The organism is Microcoleus sp. PH2017_08_TRC_O_A (assembly GCF_020738665.1).
Classification (GTDB): domain Bacteria; phylum Cyanobacteriota; class Cyanobacteriia; order Cyanobacteriales; family Microcoleaceae; genus Microcoleus.
In genome coordinates, this window is record NZ_JAEQCE010000034.1 from 1 (window position 1) to 12,275 (window position 12,275).

At 47.0% G+C, this 12,275-nt stretch carries 10 protein-coding genes and 1 tRNA gene (1 of these 11 running past the window's edge); 9 read left to right on the top strand and 2 right to left on the bottom strand.

Annotated elements, in window-relative coordinates; translation table 11 throughout:
• Window positions 1-247: 247 nt before the first annotated feature.
• Window positions 248-1,903: a SpoIID/LytB domain-containing protein gene (locus tag JGK22_RS13925; RefSeq protein ID WP_293196870.1), complete on the top strand. Its 1,656-nt coding sequence runs from the start codon at window positions 248-250 to the stop codon at window positions 1,901-1,903.
• A gap of 374 nt (window positions 1,904-2,277) precedes the next feature.
• On the opposite strand, the gene JGK22_RS13930 is transcribed toward JGK22_RS13925, so the two are convergent.
• Window positions 2,278-2,577, bottom strand: coding sequence for a ferredoxin (locus JGK22_RS13930; RefSeq protein ID WP_293129326.1), 300 nt, complete (start codon window positions 2,575-2,577; stop codon window positions 2,278-2,280).
• Window positions 2,578-3,309: 732 nt separating this feature from the next.
• Here JGK22_RS13930 and JGK22_RS13935 point away from each other — a divergent pair.
• The 8 genes from JGK22_RS13935 to fba all read left to right on the top strand — a co-directional run bounded on the left by JGK22_RS13935 (window position 3,310) and on the right by fba (window position 12,074).
• The gene (locus tag JGK22_RS13935) at window positions 3,310-4,344 is read left to right on the top strand and encodes a Gfo/Idh/MocA family oxidoreductase (protein ID WP_293190467.1); all 1,035 of its coding nucleotides are present in this window, start codon (window positions 3,310-3,312) and stop codon (window positions 4,342-4,344) included.
• Window positions 4,345-4,795: 451 nt separating this feature from the next.
• Window positions 4,796-5,575, top strand: a complete 780-nt coding sequence (panB, locus tag JGK22_RS13940; protein WP_293313043.1) for a 3-methyl-2-oxobutanoate hydroxymethyltransferase — start codon at window positions 4,796-4,798, stop codon at window positions 5,573-5,575.
• Between the two features lie 55 nt (window positions 5,576-5,630).
• A complete protein-coding gene (locus JGK22_RS13945) occupies window positions 5,631-5,804 on the top strand; it encodes a hypothetical protein (protein WP_293177207.1) in 174 nt (57 codons plus the stop codon).
• A 163-nt stretch (window positions 5,805-5,967) separates the two neighbouring features.
• Complete coding sequence (locus JGK22_RS13950; protein WP_293177205.1) at window positions 5,968-7,155, top strand: transposase; 1,188 nt, start codon at window positions 5,968-5,970, stop codon at window positions 7,153-7,155.
• A gap of 234 nt (window positions 7,156-7,389) precedes the next feature.
• Window positions 7,390-9,534, top strand: a complete 2,145-nt coding sequence (locus JGK22_RS13955; RefSeq protein ID WP_293236315.1) for a CapA family protein — start codon at window positions 7,390-7,392, stop codon at window positions 9,532-9,534.
• A gap of 181 nt (window positions 9,535-9,715) precedes the next feature.
• Entirely contained in the window at window positions 9,716-10,615 is a 900-nt protein-coding gene (locus JGK22_RS13960; RefSeq protein ID WP_293177201.1) for an aldose epimerase, read from the top strand.
• Between the two features lie 67 nt (window positions 10,616-10,682).
• A tRNA-Lys gene (locus JGK22_RS13965) sits at window positions 10,683-10,754 on the top strand.
• 240 nt (window positions 10,755-10,994) lie between these two features.
• Window positions 10,995-12,074, top strand: a complete 1,080-nt coding sequence (gene fba, locus JGK22_RS13970; RefSeq protein ID WP_293177199.1) for a class II fructose-bisphosphate aldolase — start codon at window positions 10,995-10,997, stop codon at window positions 12,072-12,074.
• Between the two features lie 189 nt (window positions 12,075-12,263).
• On the opposite strand, the gene JGK22_RS13975 is transcribed toward fba, so the two are convergent.
• Window positions 12,264-12,275: the end of a Uma2 family endonuclease gene (locus JGK22_RS13975; RefSeq protein ID WP_293313045.1), read on the bottom strand. Its footprint extends 417 nt past the window's final position; 12 of the gene's 429 nt are visible here — the last part of the coding sequence; its start codon lies beyond the right edge, outside the window; it ends in the stop codon at window positions 12,264-12,266.

A 12,275-nucleotide genomic window follows, 5' to 3' on the forward strand; every position in this document is an offset into this window, starting at 1 on the left:
TATTTTTATGGGAGGCTAGAAACCGGGTTTCTACGAAATTTTGTGTTTAGTGGCGAGAAATCTACGCAGAAACCCGGTTTCTGAGGACACAATTATTTTGCTCGAAAAGTCGCTCTTTTAGGCATTTATCGCAGGCGACACACCCTACGACTGGCATATCTTTGGGAATTTCGCTGTACCAGCGGCCAAATGTGCTAACGTAGCGATCGCAAATCCCCAAATTTCAACTATCGGGAGATAGATAACCGTGTTCGCTCAAGCACCTCCAACTCCCAATTACAAATGGTTTAGCTGCATTTCTAGCACTGTTTTCACCGCATTGTGCCTGTTGCCCCTTTCCAACGCTGCTGGATACGCCCAAACTCCCCAAAATAGACTCATCAAAATCGGCGTGGTGCAGCGGTTTGGCGCCAAACCCACCGATAAACTAACGCTGAAAGCTTTACCTGGCGATCGCTTAACATTAAGTTACAAAACTCCCCAAGGCATAGAAACTAAAACTACCGCCAGCATCCAGCTAGAAATAGCGAATAAACCTCTGGAAGCGCCATTAGTAGAAGAACGAGTTGTTCTGAGCTCCCACCGCAGTTTTGAGAGTGCAGAAGATAGCGCCAATCAGTGGCGCGCCAAGGGTATTGATGTGGAAATTGCTCAACCTTTGCGCTGGCAAGTTTGGGCAAAAAGAGATACTTATAATTCTCCTATAGTGCGGCGCTGGCTGTTGCAAAGTTTGCAAGCTCAAGGTAACAAAACTGCTTTTTTAGATACGAAAGTTTTTAAACAAATACCTCAAACGTTTTGGCTTTTAAATGGCTTTCGTTTCAACCGCAATGAGTTGGATGTCACGGCGGGAAAAAATGTAATTGAGGTATTTGAACAAACTACCCAAGAGGCGACAGCTATCGATCCAGAAAAAGCTATTCAACAAACTCGCCGTTACGGTGGCAGTTTGCACTTACAAAAAAATTCTTACGGTACTTATACTTTAGTCAATAATGTGCCGACGGAAACTTATTTGCGCGGTGTTGTTCCTCACGAAATAGGGGCTTTTTCGCCCTACGCTTCGATTGTCGCTCAAACTATTTTGGCGAGAACTTACGCGCTGAGAAATTTGCGCCGGTTTGCTGTGGATAATTACGAGTTGTGCGCTGATGTTAACTGTCAAGTTTATAAAGGTTTGACCGAAGTTTTCCCGCAGAGCGATCGCGCGATCGCCCAAACAGCAGGTTTAGTCCTAACTTACGAAAATCAGCTCGTAGACGCGCTCTATTCAGCGTCTAGCGGCGGCGTAACGGCGACTTTTGGCGATGTGTGGCACGGCCCGGAACGTCCATATTTGCGATCGATCGTCGATTCCCCCAAAAACCTCTGGGACTTGACAAAGCAGAGCTTGTCTGACGAAACCAACTTCCGCCGCTTTATGACTCTCAAAGCAGGCTTTAATGAGGAAAAAGAAGAAACCTTCCGCTGGCGCGAAGAAGTCTCACTGACATCAATTGGTGGATTTCTGCGGCAGTATCTTCAGAAGAAAAAGCACCCGCTAGCTAATTTTAAAACTCTCACCAAAGTTGAAGTGGTGGAAAGGTCGGCGGCTGGTCGAGTTTTGCAAATGAAGGTACAAACTGATTTGGGCCCCATCGATATTGACAAAGATGAGATTCGCAATGCTTTTTATCCGCCGATTAGCACGCTGTTTTATCTAGATCCAATTTACAATCCTGACAAAACTCTTAACGGCTATGCTTTTGTCGGAGGCGGTTTCGGACACGGCGTGGGAATGAGTCAAACTGGTTCTTACAATTTAGCTAATTTGGGCTGGAATGGCGATCGTATTCTGAGTTTTTATTTTCCCGGCGCTCAAGTTGTGCCCCTCAACGATTCCATTACATTTTGGCGGGAATAGCATCAGATTCGGCATAAGATTCGGCGGTTGAAACCGCGTCTAGACAAACAAAACCCGGATGGTGCGTGGGTTGAAGAGTGGCCGGTTAAAATTACGTTATCTTCTTTCTTCAGTCCGCGGAGGCGGACATCGTTTGTATAGACGCGGTTTCTAACCGTACGTCTGCTGCGGACATCGTTTGTATAGACACGGTTTCTAACCGTACGTCTGCTGCGGACATTTTTTGTATAGACGCGGTTTCTAACCGCACGTCGGATCTTTGTCGCCATCTTTCCATACAAAAACCCAGTTTCTTAACGTAATTAAGCTGAAACAGCTCAATTACGCAAACAAGAAACCGGGTTAATTAGCGCACCGCGCCTGTGAATCCTTTCTTAGTAGAGGGATTCTTCTTGGTGAGTTTCGATCGTACAATCAGACTTAGGATAAGCGACGCAGGTCAGAACAAATCCGGCCTCGATTTGGTCATCATCCAAGAAAGATTGGTCAGATTGGTCAATTTCGCCAGCAGTAATTTTGCCAGCGCAGGTGGAGCAAGCTCCAGCGCGGCAAGAATACGGGAGGTCGAGTCCTGCTTCTTCGGCAGCATCAAGAATGTAAGTATCGTCATCAACGTCAATGGTCTGGTTGATTCCTTCGGCTTCGCTGATGAGGGTAACTTTGTAAGTTGCCATGCACTAATCCTCTCAAAAATTCAACAATATTGATAAGTTTTCCTAATGCAAACTTCAAGGCTCTATCAGCTTTGAGGTGAGCTCTTAGGTTCGTTCCCTTTATGATAGTAGGGGAAAGAAGTAAGGTTGCAACACTTATTTACAAAAGATTTGAATGGGATTAGTTATAACTTTTTCTAATTTCATCTTGATTACTTATACCTATGTTGCGCTCAGCCTTGTGATACTGTTGCCGCAAGACTTACGCCAAATAACCCGGTTGCAGAAAAAAATCCTATTTTGAACCCGACAACCAAAAAATCCGATTTTTGCTATGGGGTGTGTCATCGACTTTCAGCCAGACTTGCTGGAATTTGTCCCCGCAGCCATGGACAGTTGACAGTTGACAGTTGACAGTTGACAGTTGACAGTTGACAGTTGACAGTTGGTAGGGGCGGTGCCCCGCCGTGCCCGCCCTCAGTGGACAGTTGCACAGTGGACAGTGGACAGTTGCACAGTGGACAGTTGCACACTACGGGAATCAAACCATTTATGCTTAAAGGGTATCGGCTCTATTCATGAGATTATTTATGTCCTCACCGATGTGGCGGTTGCGATATATCGCACCAGACTTGGGTGCTCAAAGCCCGCCTAAATCGCACCACAGCCTAAAATCTGCACGATGGAACTCTGGGCTCCTGCACTGCAAGTCTTTAACTATACTAAAATCTAAAATCTAAAATCTAAAATCCTATGACTCAAATCAATACTGGCATTGGTTTTAAAGTAAATTCTCCTATTCGCGTGGGGATTGTGGGTACTGGTTTTGCGGCTAAGTTGAGGGCCGAGACGTTGGTAGCTGACGCCCGATCGCACTTAGTAACAGTCGCGGGCCGCAACCCGGATAAAACCGCAGCATTTTGTCAAACATTCGGCGCCGAGGCTGAGGTTTCTTGGCGCAAGTTGGTAGAAAGAGATGATTTAGATTTGGTAATTGTCTGTACAGTGAACCGCGATCATGGGGCGATCGTCCTGGCGGCGTTGGAAAATGACAAGCACGTTGTGGTCGAATATCCTCTATCTTTAGATGTGTCTGAGGCCGAAAGGGCGATCGCCCTTGCCGCCCAAAAGCAAAAACTCCTCCACATCGAACACATCGAACTGTTAGGCGGTTTGCATCAAGCAATCAAAGAATCCTTACCATTAATCGGTAAAGTTTTTTATGCCCGCTACATTACTATTACCCCTCAGCGTACCGTACCGCAGCGCTGGACTTTTCAGCATTCCCTATTTGGCTTTCCCTTAATCGGGGCAATTTCTCGACTTCACCGATTTACTGATTTGTTCGGAGAAGTCGGAACCGTTAACTGTCAAACTCAATTTTGGGACACTCAGCCGGATTTCTACAAAGCTTGTTTGTGCAACGCACAGTTACGCTTTACCAATGGCGTTGTCGCTGAAGCTGTTTATGGAAAAGGAGAGACTTTTTGGCAGTCGGAAAACATTTTTACCATCTACGGAGAAGCAGGAACGCTGATTTTTACTCCCGAATCCGGTCAATTGATTCAGGGAGAAACTCGGCAGGCGATCGCAGTAGGAACGCGGCGCGGTTTGTTTGCTAAGGATACGGATATGGTGTTAGACTGTTTGTTAAACGGTACGCCGTTGTACGTCAAGAATACCAGTAGTTTGTACGCTTTGAAATTAGCGGATGCTGCGAGGCGTTCGAGCGAGACTAGGCAAAAATTGGCGATCGACAATTCATATAGCAGTTCGATCGAAATATGAGGTACGATTCGCTAATCGCTAATCGCTAATCGCTAATCGCTACTCAGATAAAAAGGTAATCGGCAATCACCGAAAAACTTGTGGTTCAAAACCTTTCCTCCCCATTAGCAATTAGCAATTGCCAGACATACCTTAATACTTCGGACAATTTTTTAAAGCCTCTGTAATCTTTACAGCACAAGCCTTGGCATTTTTAATCTTTTTTTCTTGCCTGAAGGCTAAACTTAAAGTTTGAAAAAATAGTCCAAGCAATAGCTAGTATGGGTTTTAAATATTCAATCGTGCCTAAAACTGTCCGAAGTATTGATATCTCATCTATCTAAAAAAGGCTATAGCGGTTCTCAAAAAAGTGAGGTATGCCCGATGCCCGATGCCCAATGCCCAATGCCCAATGCCCAATGCCGCATAGTACCTCATCAATCTAAAAAAGGCTATATATTTTTGCAATAAAATGGCAGTAACTACACATCAACTGATTCAGTGGAAACAGCAAGGGCGTCGAATTGTGGCGCTGACCGGTTATGATTATGCGATCGCCCAACTACTCGACCAAGCAGGCACTGACATCATCCTAGTCGGCGATTCCCTCGCCATGCCAATATTGGGCTACGAAACTACGCTACCGCTAACCCTCGATGAAATGCTGCACCACGCTAAAGCAGTCCGTCGCGCAGTCAAGCAAGCATTAGTTGTTGTGGATTTGCCGTTTTTGACTTACCAGGAAAGTCCCCAGCAAGCCATGCACTCGGCCGGGAGAGTTTTGAAAGAAACTGGCGCTCAAGCTGTAAAATTGGAGGGCGGATATCCAGCAATGGCGGCTACCGTTTTGCAGCTAACATCCGCCGGGATTCCGGTGATGGGTCACGTTGGTTTAACTCCCCAGTCGGTACACCAACTCGGTTACAAAAAACAAGGCAAAACAGCCGAATCTGCCGATCGCATCAAAGCCGAGTCGATCGCACTTCAAGAAGCCGGTGCCTTTGCGATCGTCCTAGAACACATTCCCCCAGACTTAGCTGCTCAAATTACCCAAAAATTAACTATTCCCACCATTGGTATCGGTGCGGGGGCACACTGCGACGGACAAGTTTTGGTTACTTCCGATTTGTTGGGACTTTCCGAAAAACAACCGCCTTTTGCGAAAGCTTACGTCAATTTGCGATCGACAATTACCCAAGCCGTCCAAGATTATTCCCTAGAAGTTAGAGAACGAAAATTTCCCCCATTGTAAACCATAAATCGAACTGACTCGCTCGCCAGCAGATTGAATACTACTTAGCGGGTTGTTGACTCGCCTTGTACGAGTTCGCACCCCTAGCAGCATCTGTTTTGCCGATCGCGATCGCCCGCAATTACCGCTAAAATTGGAAAATCTCAACTTCAATTATCCCTTGACCAAAAAAGCGGGTAACAAGCCCCGTCCTTCTAGGACGGCTTTAATTTTCTTTGAATCTTCCTAATTCTATCAGTAAAACCTAGTATAATACAATACGGTTTACTTAAGATGGTCATTGCGAGGAACGAAGCAATCTCCGTATCTATTTCTCATAGGGTTTTACCCCCATGGCGCTCTTAAGTAAACGGTATTGTAGTATAATAGAACAAAGTAAAGAACCGAAAACAATGAAAGCAAGGTATCAATACAGATTCTATCCAACCGACCAACAACGACAGAAATTGGCTCAATTGTTTGGTTGTGTTCGGGTAGTTTGGAATGATGCTCTTGCCCTTTCTAAACAGTCTGAAAAGAAACCCAAATCTGCCGAACTTCAAAAAGTAGTAATTACTCAGGCAAAACAGACTGAAAAAAGAGCTTGGTTAAGTGAAGTATCAAACATCCCGTTGCAACAATCTGTAGCGGATTTAGAAACGGCTTTCAAGAACTTTTTCAACTCCGGTAAAGGAAAGCGGAAAGGTCGTAAAATTGGCTATCCTAAATTCAAAAAGAGGACGAATAGTCAATCGGCAAGACTCACTCGCTATGGATTCTCGCTCAAAGGTGATGGTGTCTATCTAGCCAAGATTGGTATTGTCAAACCCGTTTGGTCACGAGAATTACCATCAGAACCTAGTTCTGTTACAGTCATCAAAGACTGTGCTAATCGGTATTTTCTGAGCTTTGTAGTAGAGATTCAACCAACTCAGATTGAGGCGAAAAATCCTAGTATTGGGATAGACTTAGGGGTTAAGACCTTTGCGGTGATGAGCAATGGCGAAAAAGCCCAAAGCCCTAGCTATAAAAAGCTAGACCGAAGAGTTCGCAAACTACAGCGTAAGTTAGCCCGTCAACCCAAAGATTCTAGGAGGAGAAATATAACTCGAATCAAAATCGCCAAGCTGCACAACCGAATTGCTGATACCCGTAAAGATTTTCTGCACAAATTATCAACCAAAATAGTCAACGAAAACCAAGTGATTGTTTTGGAAGATTTGAACGTGTCGGGAATGGTCAAGAATCGGAGGCTTTCCAGAGCGATTAGCTTGCAAGGGTGGAGGGAGTTTAGGACTCTCTGTGAGGCCAAGTCTGAGAAGTTTGGCAGGGAGTTTAAAGTAGTTAGTAGATGGGAACCGACTAGCCAAGTTTGTTCAGACTGTGGCTTCAAATGGGGCAAAATAGATTTATCTATTCGTTCAGTGCTTTGTCTGAGTTGTGGCACTGAGCAAGATAGAGACGAAAATGCTGCTAAAAATATAGAGCAAGTCGGGATGGGGAATCGCCACGACTCTAAATGGGCGCAGAGACAGAGTAAGACTACTCCGGTAGCATCAGTCGGTGAAGCGTCAAGAATCACCGTCCGCGACGGTCGGTGAGTATTTCAATCGATCTCAAATGTCAAATCTCCAATCAAAAATCAAAAATCTACAATCCAGATACCAAAATGTGATAAAAATCACTGACAGCAAGCATCACCTAAATGTAAAAAATGGTGGCGACCAACAACTAGCTTCAAAACGGGCAGCGAAGTGGCGGTTAAGCTAAAAAAATTGTAGTTCCGTTCAAAACAAATTGAAGTCATCGCTCGAACGTGTTAAGGAGGCTAATTGATGGTATATGCAGAAAATTGGTCGCAGCCGTCTATCTTGGAGCTAGCGCGATCGGGCAACTTTCAGGCCCTGAATTACTGGATTGACAGCTTGCTGCGACCCGAAGGGATTTATGCCCGCGTCGAACAGGCTCAAGCCGGCTGCGTCCAAATCCTAGTAGAATTCCAACGCGGATTTGCACCAGAGAATACATTACTGGGGAGCACTCTCCGCGAAGGCTTAGTTAAATTTATTTGTCACCAACTCTGGAGACTCAACTCGCCAGCAGTAGAAGGAGTGCGAATTCACGCGCGCTTGGCTGGGGAACCAGAGATTCTCTGGAAACAGTCAGTCCGAATAGTGACTCCGGCAAACCGCAACCAGCGGCGTTACCGTTCCCTATTAGTCGTCGATTGGGTTAAATTTAAAACATATCGTTCTCTGCTGCTAGTGGGCTCGGCACTGGCATCATTTATTTTAGGGTGTTGGCTGAGCTACCACGAGGCTGTAGCCCTACGGCTAATGTCTCCAGCCTCCCCTTACCAGCAAGCTGCGGTAATGTCGGGGCCGCCTCCCAAACGTCCGGATGCGGTGCAAGCGGCCTTAGAATTAGTACCTGTAGTGCAACAAAAGCAGGTTGCTAATCCCTACGACCCCACCGTAACGCTGATGTTCGGAGGAAATGTGAATCTATCGGATGCGATCGCCGCATCTGCTGGCAACGATTACCATTGGGCTTTTGCCAATATGGACGAGTACCGGCAAGCAGATGTATCGATGGTTAATCTAGAAAACCCCCTGACTCGCTCTACCTTGGGTTCTGGCAAAAAACAATTAAATTTTAAAGCCGATCCAGAATCGGTGAAAGTATTAACAGCAGGAGGAGTGGATATTGTCAATCTGGCAAACAGCCACGCTATGGATTACGAGGAACCGGGGCTGGTGGAAACTATAAATACTCTAAATAATGCTGGTATAGGGCATCTGGGAGCCGGTAGAGATATCAAAGAAGCAAGGCGTCCAGATATTATTGAGGTTAAGGGTCAGCGGATCGCGTACCTCGGTTATTACGATGCTGACCTTCATGCTGCCGACCAAGGTAAGGCTGGCACCAACCCCCGGCGTAACAATCGGGTGGCAGAGGATATTCGAGCTCTCAAAGGTCAGGTAGACTGGATTATTGTTAATTACCACTGGGGAGTCGAATTGGCAGATTATCCCGGGGACTGGCAGATAGATTTGGCTCGGTTCACGATCGATCAAGGTGCAGATTTGGTAGTGGGACACCATCCCCATGTCCTGCAAGGTGCCGAAGTTTACAAGGGTCGCCCGATTGTTTACTCGTTGGGTAATTTTATATTCGGCGCGAATGCTCGCAGCGATTACGATACCGCAGTCCTGAAAGTATCGCTCAAAGACAGGAATATGAAGGTAGAATTTTTGCCTGTGGAGGTGAAAAAGTTTCAGCCGAAAGTGGTGAATGGAGCAGCGGGCGATCGCATCCTCAAACGCGTCGAACAAATTTCTAGTATATTCGATCGACCGATGCGCTCTTCTGTGGTTCTAGAGGCCCCAATCAACCCAGGATTGGCACCAAAAACTCCAAATTCGACCTTGCCAGGAGCACCAAAAAGCGGTACCTACGGGCCCGGGTCGGCTTCCCCAGTCCCCCTGACAGGAGAAACCAATCTGCCAGGCCCAGGACAACCCAAACCTACTCCGATTTTGCCCGCTGTACCGGCTTTGCCCAAACAGCCGGACAACTCCTCAGTTTTCCAGAACGGGGCAGGGCCTGCTAGGTCGTCGAACCCGCCTCCGAGTCAAGATTTGCCATCGCGCGTCAATCGCACTAAACCTGAAAAACCCAGCCGGGAACCAGATCCGTTTACCAAAGAACCATTCATCAAAGAACCGTTTATTTCGCCACCATCTCCGAGTTCGGGAGGGGTACTCAGTCCCCAAAGCTATCTTCCCCCAACTGGCGATGTATCTTTCAAAGTCGCACTCAAAGAGCAGCCGACAAACAGGATCGTTCCCGGCAAAAGCAGCGATCGCGGCTCGCCGCGGCTCGCCCTGCCTCCTATAGCTGCGAACGTGGGGACGGCCAGTGGGAGTCCGAGGGAGGATACAGGGGCAGCAAAAGGGAGTTCAACAGTTGACAGTTGACAGTTGACCGCTTGACAGTTTGAGAGCGACCTCTACCTAGAAGGAAGAGGATTGGAGTAATGAATAGTCTGATTTTAATTTCTCCCGATCGGGCGGGCGGGCTTTCAACCAATTCTTTCTGGTAATGGGCGAAAATCAACTACCAGCGACCAATTAATAACGACCGATTTACTAACAACCAATGATCGACGACCTACTAACAATGACAAATGTGTTTGCGATCGCGCTGAAGCAAAAGCAGTACAAAACCTATATCCTCTCCGACGAAACCGCAAACTCTACCCTAGAAGTTGTGCCGGAACGGGGCGGTATTGCCACTAGCTGGCTGGTTGAAGGCAAAGAAATGTTTTACTTGGACGCGGAACGGTTCGCCAATCCCGATCGGACTGTACGCGGCGGGATTCCCATCTTGTTTCCCATCTGTGGCAATCTCCCCGACGACACTTACACCCACAAGGGAGTGGAGCGGCAGCTCAAACAGCACGGCTTTGCTCGCGACTTGCCTTGGACGGCGACGGAACAATTTACCGAGGGTTGCGCGGCTCTTACCCTAGTGCTCAAAAGCAGCGAGAAAACCCAGACTGTTTATCCCTTTGATTTCCAATTAGCTTTTACTTATCAAATTAAAGGCAATTCTTTGGAAATTGTGCAGGAATACACCAATCTTGGTGACGAACCAATGCCCTTTGCTAGCGGCTTGCATCCTTACTTTTTAGCACCCGACAAGACAAATCTGCGCTTTGAGATTCCCGGGATGCAGTACAGAGATCACCACACTCACCAGAAAGGTTATTTCACAGGGGTTTTTGACCCGACTCTCGACGAAATAGATGTTTCCTTTGACGAACTGACCGGTCTTGCTGCTACTGTAACTGACGAGGCCCGCGGCTTGCGGCTCACCGTCAGTTACAACTCCAGCTATGGGAAGTTGGTTTTCTGGACTTTGAAAGGCAAGGATTTTTACTGTTTGGAACCTTGGACGGCTCCTAGAAATGCCCTCAATACTGGCGAACACTTGATTTATTTGCAGCCGGGAGCGACTTGCGAGATGCTGGTTCGCATGACTGCAACTTTTTTTTGAAAAACACTTGCTATTTGAAATGATGGGTGCTACTATTAGAAATTGTGTGCGGTAACAATGTTCTCGCGGGTCGCTAGCTCAGCGGTAGAGCATTCGGCTTTTAACCGATTGGTCTCGGGTTCAAATCCCGGGCGACCCATTTTTCAGACAGAACGTAAAAAGTAGAAAGCAGAATAAAATCTAGCTTTCATCACGAATTCGGGGCAATCCCAGCGGGATTGCCCCGAATTTAGTTTTGGGCAATGTGGATTTTTTAAGCCTAAATTGAAATCTGGAAACATAATGCGCGATCGGCAACAAATTGTCTTAAGATTATCGTAAGAATTCAGCTTGTTCAAAATCCACTGTCCAGAAACACAAATAATTAGGAGGAATATCTATGGCGCTTGTACCTATGCGACTGCTGCTCGACCACGCGGCTGAAAATGGTTACGGCCTACCGGCTTACAACGTCAACAACATGGAGCAAATCCAAGCGATCATGCGCGCTGCTGACGAAACCAACAGCCCCGTGATCTTGCAAGCTTCTCGCGGCGCTCGTTCCTACGCTGGCGAAAATTTCCTGCGCCACTTGATTTTGGCAGCAGTTGAAACCTATCCTCACATCCCCATCTCCATGCACCAAGACCACGGCAATGCCCCCGGCACTTGCTATTCTGCCATGCGCCAAGGTTTCACCAGCGTGATGATGGACGGTTCTTTGGAAGCGGATGCTAAGACTCCCGCCAGCTACGAGTACAACGTTGAAGTTACTCGCGAAGTGGTGAAAGTTGCTCATTCGATCGGCGTTAGCGTTGAAGGCGAACTGGGTTGCTTGGGTTCTCTGGAAACAGGGATGGGCGAAGCAGAAGACGGCCACGGCTTTGAAGGCGCGCTTTCCCACGATCAATTGCTGACAGATCCTGAAGAAGCTGTTAATTTCGTCGAGCAAACCGGCGTTGATGCTCTCGCAGTGGCGATCGGCACTTCCCACGGCGCTTACAAATTCACCCGCAAACCGACTGGCGAAATTTTGGCAATCAGCCGCATCGAAGAAATTCACCGCCGCCTGCCAAATACTCACTTGGTAATGCACGGTTCATCTTCTGTACCCCAAGAATTGCTGGAAATCATCAACAGCAACGGCGGCACTATCCGCGAAACCTACGGCGTACCTGTCGAAGAAATTCAAAAAGGCATCAAGTGCGGCGTTCGCAAGATCAACATCGACACTGACAACCGTTTGGCGATTACCGCTGCGGTGCGCGAAGCTTTGTTTGCTAAGCCAGATGAATTCGATCCGCGCCACTTCTTGAAGCCGTCGATCAAGTATATGCAGAAGGTTTGTAGCGATCGTTACAACTCTTTCGGTTGCGCCGGTCAAGGTACAAAGATCAAGCAAATGTCTTTGGATGATTTTGCAGCTAAGTATGCAAAGGGCGAATTGAGCTCTACTGCTAAGAAGACTGTCGCTGTTTAATAATTTTAGGTTGAAGATTTTAGATTTATCTGAAGTCTAAAGTTTAGATTGCCGGGTAGCTGTGAAGTTGCCCGGTTTTTGTGTGTGGAGAGATGAGAAAGATAGATAAATCGCCCTTAAAGACTAATCCGGCGGTAAATTTCAGCCATCGGCAGTTCTATATTTAAGCTGTGCAGGACGATCGCCCTTTCAATCCCATCG

What these genes read in the sequence shown, in the direction of transcription:
- JGK22_RS13930 (WP_293129326.1), bottom strand. Translation starts at nt 2,577, where the DNA reads ATGGCAACTTACAAAGTTACCCTCATCAGCGAAGCCGAAGGAATCAAC.
- JGK22_RS13935 (WP_293190467.1), top strand. Translation starts at nt 3,310, where the DNA reads ATGACTCAAATCAATACTGGCATTGGTTTTAAAGTAAATTCTCCTATT.
- panB (WP_293313043.1), top strand. Translation starts at nt 4,796, where the DNA reads ATGGCAGTAACTACACATCAACTGATTCAGTGGAAACAGCAAGGGCGT.
- JGK22_RS13950 (WP_293177205.1), top strand. Translation starts at nt 5,968, where the DNA reads ATGAAAGCAAGGTATCAATACAGATTCTATCCAACCGACCAACAACGA.
- JGK22_RS13955 (WP_293236315.1), top strand. Translation starts at nt 7,390, where the DNA reads ATGGTATATGCAGAAAATTGGTCGCAGCCGTCTATCTTGGAGCTAGCG.
- JGK22_RS13960 (WP_293177201.1), top strand. Translation starts at nt 9,716, where the DNA reads ATGATCGACGACCTACTAACAATGACAAATGTGTTTGCGATCGCGCTG.
- fba (WP_293177199.1), top strand. Translation starts at nt 10,995, where the DNA reads ATGGCGCTTGTACCTATGCGACTGCTGCTCGACCACGCGGCTGAAAAT.